Annotated in this window: 17 protein-coding genes and 1 pseudogene; 16 read left to right on the top strand and 2 right to left on the bottom strand. The window is 62.3% G+C overall.

Going from position 1 to position 16914, the window contains the following annotated elements; all coding sequences use genetic code 11:
- The first annotated feature begins 25 nt into the window (after nucleotides 1-25).
- Genes LCU97_RS23770 through LCU97_RS23760 form a run of 3 tightly spaced genes read left to right on the top strand, consistent with a single transcriptional unit; the run spans nucleotide 26 to nucleotide 1706 of the window.
- Nucleotides 26-391: a CidA/LrgA family protein gene (locus LCU97_RS23770; protein ID WP_053151801.1), complete on the top strand. Its 366-nt coding sequence runs from the start codon at nucleotides 26-28 to the stop codon at nucleotides 389-391.
- Nucleotides 388-1104 carry an LrgB family protein gene (locus LCU97_RS23765; protein ID WP_232777931.1) on the top strand — a complete coding sequence of 239 codons (717 nt, stop codon included), beginning with the start codon at nucleotides 388-390 and terminating at the stop codon, nucleotides 1102-1104. Before LCU97_RS23770 ends, LCU97_RS23765 begins: the two co-directional genes overlap by 4 nt.
- An 11-nt stretch (nucleotides 1105-1115) precedes the next feature.
- Entirely contained in the window at nucleotides 1116-1706 is a 591-nt protein-coding gene (locus LCU97_RS23760; RefSeq protein WP_053151797.1) for an LON peptidase substrate-binding domain-containing protein, read from the top strand.
- Between the two features lie 32 nt (nucleotides 1707-1738).
- Here LCU97_RS23760 and LCU97_RS23755 read toward each other — a convergent pair whose 3' ends face one another.
- Together LCU97_RS23755 and LCU97_RS23750 are read right to left on the bottom strand one after the other, a co-directional pair.
- Nucleotides 1739-3055, bottom strand: a complete 1317-nt coding sequence (locus LCU97_RS23755) for a bifunctional DedA family/phosphatase PAP2 family protein (RefSeq protein ID WP_232777930.1) — start codon at nucleotides 3053-3055, stop codon at nucleotides 1739-1741.
- Nucleotides 3056-3220: 165 nt separating this feature from the next.
- A complete protein-coding gene (locus tag LCU97_RS23750) occupies nucleotides 3221-3901 on the bottom strand; it encodes a DNA-3-methyladenine glycosylase (protein ID WP_232777929.1) in 681 nt (226 codons plus the stop codon).
- 186 nt (nucleotides 3902-4087) lie between these two features.
- Between LCU97_RS23750 and LCU97_RS23745 the strand changes: the two genes are divergently transcribed.
- From LCU97_RS23745 to LCU97_RS23685, 13 genes and pseudogenes are all read left to right on the top strand, one after another.
- Nucleotides 4088-5359: a glutamate-5-semialdehyde dehydrogenase gene (locus tag LCU97_RS23745; protein WP_232777928.1), complete on the top strand. Its 1272-nt coding sequence runs from the start codon at nucleotides 4088-4090 to the stop codon at nucleotides 5357-5359.
- Between the two features lie 28 nt (nucleotides 5360-5387).
- Nucleotides 5388-6062: a nicotinate-nucleotide adenylyltransferase gene (gene nadD / locus LCU97_RS23740; protein WP_053151969.1), complete on the top strand. Its 675-nt coding sequence runs from the start codon at nucleotides 5388-5390 to the stop codon at nucleotides 6060-6062.
- A gap of 105 nt (nucleotides 6063-6167) precedes the next feature.
- Nucleotides 6168-6560 (top strand): annotated as a pseudogene (gene rsfS, locus LCU97_RS23735) (ribosome silencing factor); the annotation flags it as partial.
- A 9-nt stretch (nucleotides 6561-6569) separates the two neighbouring features.
- The gene (gene rlmH / locus LCU97_RS23730; RefSeq protein ID WP_003185785.1) at nucleotides 6570-7037 is read left to right on the top strand and encodes a 23S rRNA (pseudouridine(1915)-N(3))-methyltransferase RlmH; all 468 of its coding nucleotides are present in this window, start codon (nucleotides 6570-6572) and stop codon (nucleotides 7035-7037) included.
- A 9-nt stretch (nucleotides 7038-7046) separates the two neighbouring features.
- A complete protein-coding gene (mrdA, locus tag LCU97_RS23725) occupies nucleotides 7047-8942 on the top strand; it encodes a penicillin-binding protein 2 (RefSeq protein ID WP_053151787.1) in 1896 nt (631 codons plus the stop codon).
- A 31-nt stretch (nucleotides 8943-8973) separates the two neighbouring features.
- Nucleotides 8974-10077, top strand: a complete 1104-nt coding sequence (gene rodA / locus LCU97_RS23720; protein WP_053151966.1) for a rod shape-determining protein RodA — start codon at nucleotides 8974-8976, stop codon at nucleotides 10075-10077.
- Nucleotides 10078-10094: 17 nt separating this feature from the next.
- Entirely contained in the window at nucleotides 10095-11105 is a 1011-nt protein-coding gene (gene mltB, locus LCU97_RS23715) for a lytic murein transglycosylase B (RefSeq protein WP_053151785.1), read from the top strand.
- On the top strand, nucleotides 11105-12115 hold the full coding sequence (locus LCU97_RS23710; RefSeq protein WP_232777927.1) for a septal ring lytic transglycosylase RlpA family protein: 1011 nt from the start codon (nucleotides 11105-11107) through the stop codon (nucleotides 12113-12115). The genes mltB and LCU97_RS23710 overlap by 1 nt, the downstream gene beginning before the upstream one ends.
- A gap of 166 nt (nucleotides 12116-12281) precedes the next feature.
- Entirely contained in the window at nucleotides 12282-13439 is a 1158-nt protein-coding gene (locus LCU97_RS23705) for a D-alanyl-D-alanine carboxypeptidase family protein (protein WP_053151781.1), read from the top strand.
- 81 nt (nucleotides 13440-13520) lie between these two features.
- Nucleotides 13521-13796, top strand: coding sequence for a DUF493 domain-containing protein (locus LCU97_RS23700; RefSeq protein ID WP_030140373.1), 276 nt, complete (start codon nucleotides 13521-13523; stop codon nucleotides 13794-13796).
- Nucleotides 13796-14443, top strand: a complete 648-nt coding sequence (lipB, locus tag LCU97_RS23695; protein ID WP_232777926.1) for a lipoyl(octanoyl) transferase LipB — start codon at nucleotides 13796-13798, stop codon at nucleotides 14441-14443. The genes LCU97_RS23700 and lipB overlap by 1 nt, the downstream gene beginning before the upstream one ends.
- A gap of 1 nt (nucleotide 14444) precedes the next feature.
- On the top strand, nucleotides 14445-15467 hold the full coding sequence (gene lipA, locus LCU97_RS23690) for a lipoyl synthase (RefSeq protein ID WP_053151778.1): 1023 nt from the start codon (nucleotides 14445-14447) through the stop codon (nucleotides 15465-15467).
- Nucleotides 15468-15962: 495 nt separating this feature from the next.
- On the top strand, nucleotides 15963-16913 hold the full coding sequence (locus LCU97_RS23685; RefSeq protein WP_232777925.1) for a S66 peptidase family protein: 951 nt from the start codon (nucleotides 15963-15965) through the stop codon (nucleotides 16911-16913).
- Nucleotide 16914: the final 1 nt, after the last annotated feature.

The raw sequence follows: 16914 nt of genomic DNA, 5'->3' as shown, positions 1-16914 counted from the left end.
TGAGTAAGTGTTGGGGAGAGAGCGGATGTTGCTACGGGGCCTGACCTGGCTGGTGCTGTTCCAATTGCTGGGCACCGCCATCAATCATTTGTTCTTGCCGATACTGCCGGGGCCGATCATTGGTCTGTTGCTGTTGCTGGTTTATCTGGTCATGCGTGGCGAAGTCAGCGAGCCGTTGAGCCTGGCCGCCAGCAGCCTGTTGCGTTACCTGCCCTTGCTGCTGGTGCCGCCAGCGGTGGGGGTGATGGTCTATGCCCGGGCCATAGCCGCCGACTTCTGGGCCATCGTCGGTGCACTGACGCTGTCACTGATTCTGTCCGTGGCCCTGACGGGGATATTGATGCAGCGCCTGGCCAGACGCCACGCTCCTGCGCCGGAGGAAACGCAATGATGCTCGACTGGCAGGGCGCCTGGGCCTCGGTGATCCACCATCCGCTGTTCGGCATCGGCATTACCCTGGGTGCCTATCAATTGGTGCTGGCGGCTTTTGAAAGAACCCGCTGGATATTCCTGCAACCGGTGCTGATGTCCATGCTGTTGTTGATCGGCGTGCTGGTCGGTTGTGGCATCACCTATGCCGAATACCGCAAGAGCACCGAGATCCTCAGCATTTTGCTGGGTCCGGCCACGGTCGCCCTGGCGGTGCCGTTGTATTTGAACCTGCGACGCATCCGACAATTGTTCTGGCCGATTTTTACTACGCTGGTGATAGGCGGGGTGTTCGCCACCGGCTCCGCGGTACTGCTGGGGTGGGCGTTTGGCGCCGACCACATGATCCTGATGACCATGGCGCCCAAGTCGGTGACGTCACCGATTGCCATGCTGGTGGCCGAGCAGATCGGCGGGGTGGCGGCCATGGCGGCGGTGTTTGTGCTGATCACCGGGGTGCTTGGGGCCATCCTGGGGCCAGGCATCTTGAATCGACTGGGGGTGCGCAGCCCCGAAGCTCGCGGTATGGCATTGGGCCTGACGGCCCATGCGGTGGGCACTTCGGTGGCGTTGCAGGAAAGCGAGGAGTCCGGCGCCTTTGCGGCGCTGGCGATGAGCCTGATGGGCGTGGCCACGGCGGTGTTGCTGCCGCTGGTCGTATCGATGACCGTCTAAGGAATTGGGTTATGACGTTGCCGCTGTTTCCGTTGAACACCGTACTGTTCCCCGGTTGCATCCTCGATCTGCAGATTTTCGAGGCGCGCTACCTCGATATGATCGGGCGTTGCATGAAGCAAGGTGAGGGCTTTGGCGTGGTGTGCATCCTCAATGGCGAGGAAGTCGGCATCGCGCCCGAGGGTTATGCGCGGGTTGGCTGCGAGGCACTGATTACCGATTTCTCTCAGCAGGACAACGGCCTGCTGGGCATTCGCGTGCAGGGTGGACGGCGTTTTATCGTGCACAGCAGCCATGTACAGCCGGACCAATTGACGGTCGCTGAGGTGGAGTGGCTGGAAGATGAACCGGAACAACCGCTGCAGGACGAAGACGCCGACCTGGTCGCACTGCTCAAGGCCCTGGCCGAGCATCCGATGGTCGAGGCCCTGAACATGGGCACCGAAGCGACCGGTCAGCAATCGCTGGCCAATCAACTGGCGTATCTGTTGCCGTTCAATGAACTGGACAAGATCGACCTGCTGCAACTGGATGACCCGCAGCAGCGGTTGGATGCGATCCAGGCGCTGCTCGATGAGTTGCAGGGCGAGCTGTTCGCCTGAAACCACTGAACTCTGTGTTTATGGGACTGTGCTCAATAGGCATACCTCAACATCCCATGAGGCAAATGCCGCAACGCAAAGAAACTGAACGCCGCCACCAGCGCCGGCAGGATCAGCCACCAGATCTTCGGTGACATCGCCGGCAGCGGCGCCTGACGCTGGCTCAGCCACAGCATGGCAGCGCAGACGCAGGCAGCGAGCATGGCGCCGGCCAGCACGTCGCTCGGCCAGTGGACGCCCAGGTAAACCCGCGACAGGGCAATCGCCAGTGCCGGCAAGCAGCCCAGCAGCAGCCAGGTCAGCCGCAGGCGGGGCGGCTGTCCGCGGCCGGCCAGCACGGCGAGCGCCAGGAACATCGCGAACGAACCGGAGGCATGGCCGCTGGGCATGCTATAGCTGGTCAGCGGCTCGGTGAGGATTTCCGGGCGCACCCGGGCGAAGAACTGCTTGAAACCGGTGTTCGCCAGGGCGGTGATCAACATCGTGGCGCCCGCAAAGATTGCCTGGCGCCATTGGCGCGCCAGCAACAGCAAAGCCGTCAGCAGGGCGCTGAAAATCAACATGTAGTGGAATTCGCCGATCAGCGTGAAGGTCACGGCGATTTCGTCCAGGGTCGGGCTGCGGTGCTCTTGGACCAGGGCCATCAGCCCCTGATCGAAGGCGGCCAGGTAGCGGAAACCGATGAACAGCCCGATCAGGATCACCAGGCCGAGGCCGGCGATCAGCGCCGCGGCGTGCCGATGACGGCGCAGGCTGCTATTGACGCTCAGCCCGATCATCACGGCGATGCTGCCGATGACGATGCCGGCCTGGGGCCAGAATCCTTCGGGCAATGGCAGGCGAAACGCCGCGCCAGTGGCCCAGCCCGGTAGCAGGTATGCCACACTCCAGCCGGATGCGGCCAGAAGGCTGACGGCGGCAAAGCGTGGGAACGGCATGTCGCACATCCCGGCCACCATCGGCAGCATCGGCCTGAGCGGGCCGATGAAGCGTCCCACCAACAGGCTGGCGATGCCGTAGCGCTGGAAATAGGTTTCCGCCGCGCCCATCCATTCCGGATGATGCCGCAGCCCCGGCAGCCGCCGGATGTTCTGGTGAAAATGCCGCCCGAGGTAGTAAGACACCAGATCCCCGAGCAACCCCCCCAGCAAGCCGAGCAACAGCGTCTCGCCCAGCGACAGAGCGCCGCTGCCAGCCAGGACCGCCACCGCAAACAGCAACACGGTTCCCGGCACGATCAACCCGGCGATGGCCAGGCACTCCACGCACGCAACGATGAATAGCGCCACCGCCAGCCATTGTGGATTGGCACCCAGCCAGCCAGTGACGCTATCGAGCCATGGGCCCATAAGAACAACTCCATTGAATAGTGAACGGCGTATGGACTTTCTGCACTACATCACCCTGTGGGAGCGGGCTTGCTCGCGAAGGCGGTGTATCAACCACCATCAATTCTGCTGACCCGGCGCTTTCGCGAGCAAGCCCGCTCCCACAACGGATTTGTGTGGTCTCATTCAGGACAGCAAAAAATAATCACGCCCCTCGACCTGCCCCCGTCGCAGCGGGTTGCGGGTGCACCATGGCGCGTACGCAGCGTCGACGAAGCGGTAGGGCAGATGCTCATCGCGTCCCAATGGGATGCCCAGGCGGGTGGTCTGGATCACATTGACGGTCGGCACGCCGACGTCTTCCACCAGCAGGCGTTCCGGGTCGAAACGCTTGGCGTCCCACTCCGGTACTTTGAGGCCCAGGGCCTTGCACAGCAGGGTCTGGCCGGCGCAGAGCTTCTGTGGCGTACGCGGGCGGCCCTGAGCGTCGGGGTTGTTCAACAGCATCTGCGCCAGGCTTTCCGGGCCGGAAACTCCGTCGACCCACGGGTACGCCGATTTGATCAACACGGCGTTGCCCGGGCCCTGGGCGCTGAAATTCAACGAGTCGCCGCCCCGGGCGTAGTACATGTAGATATGCCCGCCATCCAGAAACAAAGCCTTACGTTTTTCCGTGTAGCCCAGGGAGGCGTGGCTGCCTTTTTCGGCGAAGTAATAGGCTTCGGTTTCGATGATCCGTGCGCTGAGCCAAAGGCCTCCGACCTTGTGACGAATCACTTTGCCCAGAAGCTCCTGGGCCAGCACCTGGGCGTCGCGGTCAAAAAAGGCGTGGGGCAGGGCGTTTGGCGAAGGTGGCGAGTCGGTCATGGCGATGGACGAAGTGAGGCCAAAGGAAGCGCGATCATAGCAACGCAAATCTTAATCACCGCTGAATGGGTGAAATTTGTGCCGGTTTTGCTCTTCCGCCGGTCACCGCTGCGAGTCCACGCTGTTAGTCGAGGGTTACGACAGTTATAATCTGCCGCTTTCTCCCTCGCCAAGACCACACAGACCATGACTGAGTCCGTTCTTGACTACATGACCCGCCTGGGTCGCGCCGCCCGCGAAGCGTCGCGCATCATCGGCCGTGCCAGCACCGCGCAGAAAAACCGCGCCCTGCAAGCCGCCGCCAATGCGCTGGACGCCGCTCGCGTCGAGTTGTCCGCCGCCAACGAACTGGACCTGGCCGCCGGTCGGGCCAATGGCCTCGAGCCGGCCATGCTCGAACGCCTGGCGCTGACTCCGGCCCGCATCGACGGCATGATCGTCGGCCTGCGGCAGGTCGCGGCGTTGCCGGACCCGGTCGGGGCGATCCGCGACATGAACTATCGTCCGTCGGGTATCCAGGTCGGCAAGATGCGCGTGCCCCTGGGCGTGGTCGGGATCATCTATGAGTCGCGGCCGAACGTGACCATCGATGCGGCGAGCCTGTGCCTGAAGTCCGGTAACGCGACCATCCTGCGGGGCGGTTCCGAGGCGATTCATTCCAACCGTGCCATTGCCACCTGCATTCAGCAGGGCCTGGCCAAGGCCGGTCTGCCGGCCGCCGTGGTGCAAGTGGTGGAAACCACCGACCGCGCTGCCGTTGGCGCGTTGATCAGCATGCCCGAGTTCGTCGATGTCATCGTGCCTCGCGGTGGCAAGGGCCTGATCGAGCGGATCAGCCGTGACGCCCGCGTGCCGGTGATCAAGCATCTGGACGGCATCTGCCACGTCTACGTCAGCGCGCACGCCGACCTGCCGAAAGCCCAGCGCATCGCCTTCAACGCCAAGACCTACCGCTATGGCATCTGCGGCGCGATGGAAACCCTGCTCGTAGACCAGGCCGTGGCCGAGCAATTCCTGCCGTCGATGGCCGCCCAGTTCCGCGAAAAAGGCGTCGAACTGCGCGGTTGCGAGCGCACCCGGGCGATCATCGAGGCGCAAGTGGCCACGGGCGAAGACTGGGACACCGAATACCTGGCGCCGATCCTGTCGATCCGCGTGGTGGACGGGTTGGATGAAGCCATCGAGCACATCAATCGTCATGGTTCGCACCACACCGACTCGATTGTCAGCGAGCACCAGGGCGAAACCCGGCGCTTCGTGGCGGAAGTGGATTCGGCGTCGGTGATGATCAATACCCCGACCTGCTTCGCCGACGGTTTCGAATACGGATTGGGCGCCGAGATCGGCATTTCTACTGATAAGCTGCATGCCCGCGGCCCGGTGGGCCTCGAAGGGCTGACCTGCGAGAAGTACATCGTAGTCGGCGACGGCCAGTTGCGCGGACAGGAGCCAGCCTGACTTGGGCGACCTCGACCCACTGGCCTCTATGATGACGCCCGCTGTGACGGTGACCACCGCGTCAAAGCGCATCGGCATCCTGGGCGGCACGTTCGACCCGGTGCACATTGGCCATTTGCGCGGTGCACTGGAAGTGGCCGACGCCCTGGGGCTCGATGAGCTGCGTCTGGTGCCCAGCGCCAGACCGCCTCATCGGGATGTGCCGCAGGTGTCGGCCCAGGACCGCCTGGCGATGGTCGAGCGAGCGGTGGACGGCGTAACGCCGCTGGTGGTGGACGCCCGCGAATTGCAGCGGGACAAACCGTCCTATTCCATCGACACCCTGGAGCTGATGCGCGCCGAACTGGCCGCGCAAGACCAGGTTTTTCTGCTTCTGGGCTGGGACGCATTTTGCGGCCTGCCCACTTGGCATCGCTGGGAAGAGTTGCTCCAGCACTGCCACATCCTGGTGTTGCAACGCCCGGATGCCGACAGCGAGCCGCCGGATGCCTTGCGCAACCTGCTGGCGGCGCGCTCGGTGAGCGACCCGCTGGCCCTGAAGGGGCCGAGCGGACAGATTGCATTCGTCTGGCAGACGCCGCTCGCGGTATCCGCCACCCAGATCCGTCAACTGCTGGCCAGCGGTAAGTCGGTACGTTTCCTGGTGCCCGACGCGGTCCTGGCCTACATCGATGCGCACGGGCTGTACCGTGCGTCGAACTGAACAAGGCGTGCTTCACTGACACGAACCACCGTGCACGAAGTGCCCCGAACACATGAGCAAAACGAGTTTTATATGACGAACAAAGACGCAGTAATCGAGAACCCGATGGTCAAAGTGATCGTCGATGCTCTGGAAGACGTGAAGGCCCAGGACATCCAGGTTCTGGATGTTCGCGAAAAGCAAAGCATCACCGACTACATGATCATCGCCACCGGTACGTCCAATCGCCAGATCAACGCGATGCTGGAAAAGGTCCGTGAAGAGGTGAAGAAAAAAGGCCTCAAGCCCCTGGGTGAAGAAGGCAAGGGCGACAGCGACTGGGTGCTGCTGGACCTGGACATCGCCATCGTGCACATGATGACCGCCTCGGCACGCCAGTTCTACGACCTGGAGCGCCTGTGGGCCGGTGCCGAGCAGAGCCGTGCGGCCGATGCCCGTCACCACAGCCCGGAAAACACCCATGAGCACTTCACCAAGCTCAACAAAGACCAGCAATAAGGGATCGCTGTGCGACTGCGCCTGATCGCCGTCGGTTCCCGCATGCCCAAGTGGGTGGAAGAAGGCTGGCACGAGTATGCCAAGCGTCTTCCGTCCGAGCTGGCCCTGGAACTGGTGGAAATTCCGCTCAATACACGTGGCAAGAATGCCGACGTGGCGCGCTTCATCCGCCAGGAAGGCGAAGCCATGCTGGCCAAGGTCGGGCCGAACGAGCGCATCGTCACCCTGGAAGTCCACGGCAAGCCCTGGAGCACCGAGCAACTGGCGGTGGAACTGGACCGTTGGCGGCTGGATTCGCGCACGGTGAATTTCATGGTCGGCGGCCCGGAAGGGCTGGCGCCGGAAGTCTGTGCCCGGGCCGACCAGCGCTGGTCGTTGTCGCCGCTGACGTTGCCGCACCCGCTGGTGCGGATCCTGATCGGTGAACAGTTGTACCGTGCCTGGACAGTCCTGTCCGGGCACCCTTACCACAAGTAATCCTGCCTCATGCCCCAGCCGATCCGCATCAAGGACCACGAAAAAGACGCCCGCCTGGTGCGCAGTCGCGTCGTGTTCGGTGCTATCACTGTGGTGGCGCTGATTGGCGTGCTGATCGCACGGCTCTATTTCCTGCAGGTCATCCAGTACGACTATCACTCCACACTGTCGGAAAACAACCGGGTGCATGTCCAGCCGATTCCGCCGACTCGCGGGTTGATCTTCGACCGCAATGGCGTGGTGGTGGCCGATAACCGGCCCAGCTTCAGCCTGAGCATGACCCGCGAGCGTTCCGGCGACTGGCAGAAGGTGCTCGACGTGATCGTCGAAGTGCTGCAGCTCACGCCCGAGGACCGGGCCATCTTCGAGAAGCGCATGCGCCAGGGACGGCGACCGTTCGAGCCGGTGCCGATCCTGTTCGAGCTGACCGAAGAACAGATCGCTCTGATCGCGGTGAACCAGTTCCGCCTGCCCGGCGTCGAGGTGGTGGCGCAGTTGGTCCGGCATTATCCCCAGGGGCCGCACTTTGCCCACTCGGTCGGCTACATGGGGCGGATCAACGAGAAAGAGCTCAAGACCCTCGATCCGGTCAACTACAGCGGTACGCACCATATCGGCAAGACCGGTATCGAGCGCTTCTACGAGGCCGAGCTGCACGGCCAGGTGGGCTACGAAGAGGTTGAAACCAACGCCCGTGGCCGCGTGCTGCGGGTGCTCAAACGCACCGACCCGATTCCCGGCAAGGACATCGTGCTGAGCCTGGACATCAAGTTGCAGGAAGCCGCCGAAGCGGCGCTGGGCGGGCGCCGGGGCGCCGTGGTGGCGCTGGACCCGAACACCGGCGAGGTGCTGGCGATGGTCAGCCAGCCGAGTTTCGACCCGAACCTGTTCGTCACCGGTATCAGCTTCAAGGCTTACGCCGAACTGCGCGACTCCATCGACCGGCCGCTGTTCAACCGCGTGCTGCGCGGCCTGTACCCGCCGGGCTCGACCATCAAACCGGCCGTGGCGATCGCCGGGCTGGATGCCGGCGTGGTGACCGCGTCGAGCCGGGTCTACGACCCCGGCTACTACATGCTGCCCAACTACGACCACAAGTACCGCAACTGGAACCGCACCGGCGACGGTTATGTGGATCTGGAAACGGCGATCATGCGTTCCAACGACACCTATTTCTATGACCTGGCCCACAAGCTGGGGATCGATCGACTGTCGTCCTACATGAATAAGTTCGGTATCGGTCAGAAGGTGTCCCTGGACATGTTCGAAGAATCCCCCGGCCTGATGCCATCGCGGGAATGGAAGCGGGCGACCCGTCGCCAGGCGTGGTTCCCCGGCGAGACCCTGATCCTTGGTATCGGCCAGGGTTATATGCAGGCCACGCCATTGCAACTGGCCCAGGCCACCGCGCTGGTGGCAAGCAAGGGCAAGTGGCACCGGCCGCACCTGGCCAAGACCATCGAGGGCCAGCCCCCCGTCGACCCGGATCCGATGCCGGACATCGTGCTGCGTAATGCTTCGGACTGGCAGAAGGTCAACAACGGCATGCAACAGGTCATGCACGGCGCCCGGGGTACGGCCCGCAAGGCCGCAATCGGCTCGCCCTACCGGATTGCCGGCAAGAGCGGTACGGCCCAGGTGGTCGCCATCAAGCAGGGCGAGAAGTACGACCGGTCCAAAGTCCAGGAGCGCCATCGCGACCACGCCCTGTTCGTCGGTTTTGCCCCGGCCGAGAACCCCAAGATCGTCGTGTCGGTGATGGTGGAGAACGGTGAGTCCGGTTCCGGCGTCGCCGCGCCGGTGGTGCGTCAGGTCATGGACGCCTGGCTGCTGGATGAGCACGGTCAGCTCAAGCCTGAATTCGCAAGCCCTATCAGCGCGGAGGCTACGGCCCGTGAAGAGTAATTTCGACCGGATCCTCTCCAGCGAAGACGTGATGCGCCGTCGCGCCACCCTGCTGCAACGCATGCACATCGACGGACCATTGCTGATCCTGCTGTTGATCCTGGCCGCCGGCAGCCTGTTCGTCCTGTATTCGGCCAGCGGCAAGAGCTGGGACCTGCTGGCCAAGCAGGCCACTTCGTTCGGTATCGGCCTGGTGTCGATGATCGTCATTGCGCAGTTGGAGCCACGCTTCATGGCGCGCTGGGTGCCCCTGGCCTATGTCATCGGCGTGAGCCTGCTGGTGGTCGTGGATGTGATGGGCCACAACGCCATGGGCGCCACACGCTGGATCAACATTCCCGGGGTGATTCGCTTCCAGCCTTCGGAGTTCCTCAAGATCATCATGCCGGCGACCATTGCCTGGTACCTGTCCAAGCGCTCCCTGCCGCCGCAGCTCAAACATGTGTGCATCAGTCTGTTGCTGATCGGCATCCCGTTCATTCTGATCGTGCGCCAGCCGGACCTGGGCACCTCGCTGCTGATCCTGGCCGGTGGCGCCTTCGTGCTGTTCATGGGCGGACTGCGCTGGCGCTGGATCCTGAGCGTGATCGCGGCCGCCGTGCCGGTGTCGGTGGCCATGTGGTACTTCGTGATGCACGACTATCAGAAACAACGGGTCCTGACGTTCCTCGACCCGGAAAGCGATCCGCTGGGCACCGGCTGGAACATCATCCAGTCGAAGGCGGCCATCGGCTCGGGCGGTGTGTTCGGCAAGGGCTGGTTGATGGGCACCCAGTCGCACCTGGACTTCCTGCCGGAAAGCCATACCGACTTCATCATCGCGGTGATGGGCGAGGAGTTCGGCCTGGTGGGCATCTGCCTGCTGCTGCTGATCTACCTGTTGTTGATCGGCCGCGGCCTGGTCATCACTGCACAGGCCCAGACCCTGTTCGGCAAATTGCTGGCGGGCAGCCTGACCATGACGTTTTTCGTTTATGTTTTCGTCAACATCGGTATGGTCAGTGGCTTGTTGCCCGTGGTGGGGGTGCCGTTGCCCTTCATTAGCTACGGAGGAACTTCGCTGGTGACGCTACTGTCAGCGTTTGGGGTTTTGATGTCGATTCATACCCACCGCAAGTGGATCGCGCAGGTTTGAATAAGGTGAAGAGTTCAATGCAAGCAATGCGTGGCTGGTCGACGCGACATGTTCCGTGGATCGGCCTGGTCTGCTTCCTGGGCGGTGCGCCGCACGCCTTGGCCGGCGAATACGAAGGCTCGCCGCAGGTGGCCGAATTCGTCGGTGAAATGACCCGTGACTATGGCTTTGCCGGCGAGCAGCTGATGGGGGTGTTCCGCGAGGCCGAGCGCAAGCAGTCGATCCTCGATGCGATATCCCGGCCCGCCGAGCGGGTCAAGCAATGGAGCGAATACCGGCCGATGTTCATCACCGAGGCGCGTGTCGCCCGTGGCGTGGACTTCTGGCGTCAGCATGAGGCCGCCCTGGCCCGTGCCGAGCAGGAATACGGTGTGCCCGCCCAGGTCATCGTGTCCATTATTGGTGTCGAGACCTTCTTTGGCCGCAACACCGGCAATTTCCGGGTGATCGATGCGCTGTCGACCCTGGGCTTCGATTATCCGCCCCGTGCCGAGTTCTTCCGCAAAGAGCTGCGTGAGTTCCTGCTGCTGGCCCGCGAAGAACAGGTCGACCCGCTGACCCTCAAGGGCTCGTATGCCGGGGCGATGGGCCTGCCGCAATTCATGCCCAGCAGTTTCCGCGCCTATGCGGTGGACTTCGACGGTGACGGCCACATTAATATATGGACCAACCCGACCGATGCCATCGGCAGCGTTGCCAGCTATTTCAAGCGCCATGGCTGGGAAGCCGGCCAGCCGGTGGTCAGCCGCGCCGATGTGCGTGGCGATCAGGTGGACCAGGGGTTGAGCGAGGGCATCGAGCCAACGAAAACCGTCGGGGAGTTGCGAGCGTTGGGCTGGTCGAGTCATGATGCGCTGCGTGATGACATGCCGGTCACCGCCATGCGCCTGGAAGGCGAACAAGGCCCCGAGTACTGGATGGGTCTGAAGAATTTCTACGCGATTACGCGTTATAACCGCAGTGTGATGTACGCCATGGCTGTGCATCAACTGTCTGAAGAGCTGGTAAAAGCACGGGGCGTCAAATAATGCGGGCATTGCCTACCTATCAACCCCTGAAGCTCGTGGCATTGGCCGCTTTGTCGTTGCTGGTCGTCAGTTGCTCGACCAGCCGTGCGCCGGCCCAGAAAAACAGCACGGCTGTGCGGGCCACGCCGGGCCTGGACATCAACCGTGCCCACAAGGACGGTGCGCCGTGGTGGGACGTGGATGTATCACGCATTCCCGACGCCACGCCGACCCTGCACACCGGGCCCTACAAGGCCAACCCCTATACGGTGCTGGGCAAGACCTATTTTCCGATGGCCGACTCCAAGCGCTATGTCGCCTCAGGCACGGCTTCCTGGTACGGCACCAAGTTCCATGGCCAGAACACCGCCAACGGCGAGGTGTATGACCTGTATGGCATGAGCGCGGCACACAAGACCCTGCCGCTGCCCAGTTACGTGCGGGTGACCAACCTGGACAACAACAAGAGCGTGATCCTGCGAGTCAACGACCGTGGACCGTTCTACTCCGACCGCATCATCGACTTGTCGTATGCGGCAGCCAAAAAACTCGGTTACGCTGAAATCGGTACCGCCCGGGTCAAGGTCGAGGGCATCGACCCGCAGGAATGGTGGGCCCAACGTGGCCGTCCGGCGCCTTTGATGCTCAACGAGCCGAAAGTGGCGCAAAATGCCGCGCCGGTCGTCACGGCGTCCACCGGGACGGTCGAGCAATGGACCCCGCCGCCGCAGCAGCACGCCGCGGCCGTGCTGCCGGTACAGATCGATACAAAAAAAAACGCTTCTGCACCAGCGTCTGGCCAGTATCTGCAAGTGGGCGCGTTCGCCAACCCGGACGCTGCAGAGCTGCTCCGGTCGAAGCTGAGCTCGATGGTGAGCGCTCCGGTGTTCATCAGCTCGATCGTGCGCAACCAGCAGACACTGCATCGGGTGCGCCTGGGGCCGATCGGTTCTCCGGGTGAAGTCCAGCAGGTGCAGAACAGTGTGCGCCTGGCCAATCTCGGCTCGCCGAGCCTGGTCACCGCCGAATGAATTGATTCAAGGCCCGCTTGCGGTTCGAGCGGGTCTGGTTGTTGGCTCCATGAATAACAAAAGCCCGGCAAGGGATGTGAGTGAGCAACTAAAATAACGCGGCAGCTCGACAGCTGCCTGTTTAGCTTTGCCCTTGGGCAGTCCCATTAGCGATTTCGAGAGACGGATGAACATCACCACCTTTGCCAAGCGCCTTTGCCTGCTAGTCCCGCTGCTTCTTTCTCCCGCCGCGTTCGCGGTCGAGATGATGCCGTCGCCTCCACAACTGGCGGCCAAATCCTTTGTGCTCATGGATGCCAGCAGCGGCAACGTGCTGGTCGAGAGCAACGGTGACCAGCGCCTGCCTCCCGCCAGCCTGACCAAGCTGATGACCGCGTACATCGCAACCCTTGAGATCCGTCGCGGCCAGATCGGTGAAAACGATCCGGTCACCGTCAGCGAAAACGCCTGGCGCACCGGCGGTTCGCGGATGTTCATCAAGGTCGGTTCGCAAGTGACCGTCAGCGACCTGTTGCACGGCATCATCATCCAGTCCGGCAACGATGCCAGCGTCGCCCTGGCCGAGCACATCGCCGGCAGCGAAGATGCGTTCGCCGACATGATGAACAAGACGGTCGCCGACCTGGGCATGACCAACAGCCACTTCATGAACCCCACCGGCCTGCCGAACCCCGAGCATTACTCCTCGGCTCACGACATGGCGATCCTGGCGCGGGCGATCATCCACGAAGACCCGGCGCACTACGCCATCTACTCCCAGAAGGAGTTCTTCTGGAATGGCATCAAGCAGCCCAACCGCAACCTGCTGCTGTGGCGCGACAAGACCGTCGATGGCCTGAAGACCGGCCACACCGAAGAAGCCGGTTACTGCATGGTTTCGTCGGCGGTTCGTGACGGCATGCGCTTGATCGCCGTGGTCTTCGGCACCAATAGTGAAGTGGCCCGCGCCGCCGAGACCCAGAAGCTGTTGACCTACGGTTTCCGCTTCTTCGAAACCCAGACCTTCTACCAGAAGGGCACCGAACTGGCCCAGGCTCAGGTCTGGAAAGGTACCAGCAGCCAGGTCAAGGCCGGACTGGCCCAGGACCTGACCATGACCCTGCCTAAAGGCCAGCTCAAGAAGCTTGCCGCCAGCATGACCATGAACCCGCAACTGACCGCGCCCATCGCCAAGGGTGACGTGATCGGTAAAGTCGAAGTCAAACTGGACGACAAAGTGGTGCACAGCGCCGACCTGATCGCGCTGGACGCGGTCGAGGAAGGTGGTATCTTCCGCCGCATGTGGGATAGCATCCGTCTATTCTTCTACGGCTTGTTCAACTGATTTCAATGTTGACCTCCATGGCCCCGTTCCTGTCCGGTACGGGGCCATGTTCGTTACCACGGCTTGCGAGGCCGTTACGCCATGACAGACTCTGAAGTAAAGGCGCCAAAAATCGAATTTCCGTGCGCGGATTACCCGATCAAGGTAATTGGCGACACCGGCGTAGGTTTCAAGGACAAGATCGTCGCCATCCTTGAAAAACATGCCACCGTTGACCTCAAGACCCTGGCCGAGCGCCAGAGCACCAACGGCAAGTACACCACCATCCAGTTGCACATCATCGCCACCGGCCAGGAACAGCTGTACGACATCAACAGCGAACTGCGGGCGACCGGCTTCGTGCACATGGTGTTGTGATGCCGGGCACGCTGGGCTTTCGCGAGCTGGGCCGGATGGCTTACGAGCCGGTCTGGCATGCCATGCAGCGCTTTACCAACGAACGTGGCGACACCGCCGCGGACGAGGTCTGGCTGGTGCAGCACCCACCCGTGTTTACCCAGGGCCAGGCCGGTAAGGCCGAGCACCTGTTGCTGCCGGGGGATATTCCGGTGGTGAAGGTCGACCGGGGCGGGCAGGTGACTTACCATGGCCCCGGGCAGCTGGTTGCCTATCTGTTGCTGGACGTGCGCAAGCTAGGTTTCGGTGTGCGTGAGCTGGTGACGCGCATGGAAACCTGCCTGATCGAGTTGCTGGCCAGCTATGGCGTAAGCGCCGCAGCCAAGCCGGATGCACCGGGCGTCTATGTCGATGGGGCGAAAATCGCTTCCCTGGGGCTGCGGATCCGCCACGGCTGTTCGTTTCACGGCCTGGCGTTGAACGTGGACATGGACCTGGAACCGTTTCGACGGATTAATCCCTGTGGTTACGCGGGGCTGGCGATGACCCAGCTGCGCGATCACACAGGATCGATTGAATTTGCCGAGGTAAGTGCCCGGCTGCGTGCGCAGCTCGTCAAACACCTCGACTACGCTGAGCAGACGACCCTTACGGGCGGAATCGACTGATATGACTACCGATGCAGTGCAAACCATCATCCCGACGCAGGACGTTACCGAACGTCCGGCCCCGCGTGCCAAGGTCGAGGCCGGCGTAAAGCTGCGCGGCGCCGAAAAGGTTGCACGCATCCCGGTCAAGATCATCCCGACCACCGAGTTGCCAAAGAAACCGGACTGGATCCGCGTGCGCATTCCGGTTTCGCCGGAAGTCGACCGGATCAAGGCGCTGCTGCGCAAACACAAGCTGCACAGCGTCTGCGAAGAAGCGTCCTGCCCGAACCTGGGCGAGTGCTTCTCCGGCGGCACCGCGACGTTCATGATCATGGGCGATATCTGCACCCGGCGTTGCCCGTTCTGTGACGTTGGCCACGGCCGGCCGAAACCACTGGACACCAGCGAGCCGGAAAACTTGGCCGTCGCCATCGCCGACCTGAAACTGCGCTACGTGGTCATCACCTCGGTAGACCGCGACGACCTGCGCGACGGTGGTGCCCAGCACTTTGCCGATTGCATCCGCGAAATCCGCAAGCTGTCGCCGAATGTGCAGCTCGAGACCCTGGTGCCGGACTACCGTGGCCGCATGGACATCGCCCTGGAAATCACCGCGGCCGAGCCGCCTGATGTGTTCAACCACAACCTGGAAACCGTGCCGCGCCTGTACAAGGCTGCGCGTCCCGGTTCGGATTACCAGTGGTCGCTGACCCTGCTGCAGCGCTTCAAGCAGATGATGCCGCACATTCCGACCAAGTCCGGCTTGATGCTGGGCCTGGGAGAGACTGACGATGAAGTTATCGAGGTCATGAAGCGCATGCGCGAGCATGACATCGATATGCTGACGCTGGGGCAGTACTTGCAGCCGTCGCGCAATCACCTGCCGGTGCAGCGTTTTGTGCATCCGGATACCTTTGCGTGGTTTGCGGAGGAGGGGTACAGGATGGGCTTCAAGAATGTGGCTTCGGGACCGTTGGTGCGGTCTTCGTATCATGCGGATGAGCAGGCTAAGTTGGTCAAGGCTGAGTTGTTGGGAAGCTGATTTATTGGCTTTTAGGGGCAGATCCGTTGCTGCGGTAACGGCGGCTGACGGTTTCGCCCTTACGGCGACTTACTTTTTTTCAAACGCCAAAAAAGTAAGCAAAAAAGGCTCGCCCCACCACCAGGCACCTCGCCAAGGCTCGGCGTTCCCTCACTCCGGCATTGCTCCGTGGGCCCGCCGCGAAGGGCCATCCATGGCCCAGCGCGGCTATCCCGGCATCCATGCCGGGATGCCCACTACACAATGCCTGCGTTCGGCCTTCGTGGTTAACGGGGCGTCTAAGATCAAAAGCAAAGCAAAGCAAAGCAAAAGCGAGGCGGCTTTGAAGCTGATCTGTTTCTTGCAGTTGTACCTGATCCATTGTGGGAGCGGGCTTGCTCGCGAAGAGGCCGGCTCAGTCGATATTGATGCAAGCCTATCCATCGCTGTTGCGAGCAGGCTCGCTCCCACACGTCAGTCGACACCCCCAAGCAATTCCAAACCGGGAGCCCATGGATGACCGTTCAACCCACCCACACCCTGAGTCCGCATCACCCCGTCCCGGCCCTGCCGCAGGAAGGGCTGATCGGTCTGATCGCTCCAGCCGGTCCCGCCCCACTGGACGCGGAAAAGGCCACGCAGTGGATGCGCGCCCGCGGGCATGGGTTGAAGATCTTCCCCGGTGTTTATGAGAAGGACGGTTATCTGGCCGGCAGCGACGAGACTCGCCTCAACGACTTGCACAGCGCCTTCGCTGATCCTCAGATCACTGCAATCATCTGCCTGCGAGGCGGCTATGGCACGCCGCGCCTGCTGGATCGTCTCGATTTCGATCTACTGCGGCGCAATCCCAAGCCGTTCGTCGGGTACAGCGACATCACCGCCTTGCACTTGGCTATCAGCCGTTATGCAGGGTTCGTCACGTTTCATGGGCCGCTGCTCAATGCCGATCTGCTGGGCGACAAGGAACCACCCACCGTCACATCTTTTTTCGGCCTGTTGCGGGGGCAATTGAAGGCGGGCGACGAGCTCAGTCATCCCGCCGCCTACCCCTTGACCACCGTCGAGCCCGGCATCGCCCATGGGCGCTTGCTGGGGGGCAACCTGTCGATTATCGCAGCGACCATGGGCACGCCGTATCAGATCGATGCCGAGGGCGTGGTTCTGTTCATCGAGGACGTCAACGAGCCGTTGTATCGTATCGACCGCTTGCTGACACAGTTGCGGTTGGCGGGGACCTTATCCCGGTTGCGAGGCGTGTTGGTAGGGGATGTGGCCGGGGTGGACGTCGAGGCACTGAACCGGTTGCTCAAGCAGACTTTCGAACCATTGCGGATCCCGGTGCTGTCCGGTTGGCGCAGCGGGCACTGCGACCCGAACCTGACGTTGCCCATGGGGGCGTTGGTGAGGCTGGATGCGGGGGAGAAGAAGTTGGTGTTGGGGCAGGATGTGGTGATTACGCGCTAAA

The sequence above is a fragment of the Pseudomonas uvaldensis genome, from assembly GCF_021271205.1.
GTDB lineage: Bacteria > Pseudomonadota > Gammaproteobacteria > Pseudomonadales > Pseudomonadaceae > Aquipseudomonas > Aquipseudomonas uvaldensis.
Note: the sequence above shows the minus strand (reverse complement) of the source record. Positions and strands in the feature narration are given on the sequence as shown.

Coding starts and splice junctions, on each gene's coding strand:
- LCU97_RS23760 (WP_053151797.1), top strand. CDS start 1,116: ATGACGTTGCCGCTGTTTCCGTTGAACACCGTACTGTTCCCCGGTTGC.
- LCU97_RS23710 (WP_232777927.1), top strand. CDS start 11,105: ATGCGGGCATTGCCTACCTATCAACCCCTGAAGCTCGTGGCATTGGCC.
- rodA (WP_053151966.1), top strand. CDS start 8,974: ATGCGCCGTCGCGCCACCCTGCTGCAACGCATGCACATCGACGGACCA.
- LCU97_RS23705 (WP_053151781.1), top strand. CDS start 12,282: ATGAACATCACCACCTTTGCCAAGCGCCTTTGCCTGCTAGTCCCGCTG.
- nadD (WP_053151969.1), top strand. CDS start 5,388: ATGATGACGCCCGCTGTGACGGTGACCACCGCGTCAAAGCGCATCGGC.
- mltB (WP_053151785.1), top strand. CDS start 10,095: ATGCAAGCAATGCGTGGCTGGTCGACGCGACATGTTCCGTGGATCGGC.
- LCU97_RS23765 (WP_232777931.1), top strand. CDS start 388: ATGATGCTCGACTGGCAGGGCGCCTGGGCCTCGGTGATCCACCATCCG.
- LCU97_RS23745 (WP_232777928.1), top strand. CDS start 4,088: ATGACTGAGTCCGTTCTTGACTACATGACCCGCCTGGGTCGCGCCGCC.
- LCU97_RS23700 (WP_030140373.1), top strand. CDS start 13,521: ATGACAGACTCTGAAGTAAAGGCGCCAAAAATCGAATTTCCGTGCGCG.
- LCU97_RS23685 (WP_232777925.1), top strand. CDS start 15,963: ATGACCGTTCAACCCACCCACACCCTGAGTCCGCATCACCCCGTCCCG.
- LCU97_RS23770 (WP_053151801.1), top strand. CDS start 26: ATGTTGCTACGGGGCCTGACCTGGCTGGTGCTGTTCCAATTGCTGGGC.
- lipB (WP_232777926.1), top strand. CDS start 13,796: ATGCCGGGCACGCTGGGCTTTCGCGAGCTGGGCCGGATGGCTTACGAG.
- LCU97_RS23750 (WP_232777929.1), bottom strand. CDS start 3,901: ATGACCGACTCGCCACCTTCGCCAAACGCCCTGCCCCACGCCTTTTTT.
- LCU97_RS23755 (WP_232777930.1), bottom strand. CDS start 3,055: ATGGGCCCATGGCTCGATAGCGTCACTGGCTGGCTGGGTGCCAATCCA.
- mrdA (WP_053151787.1), top strand. CDS start 7,047: ATGCCCCAGCCGATCCGCATCAAGGACCACGAAAAAGACGCCCGCCTG.
- lipA (WP_053151778.1), top strand. CDS start 14,445: ATGACTACCGATGCAGTGCAAACCATCATCCCGACGCAGGACGTTACC.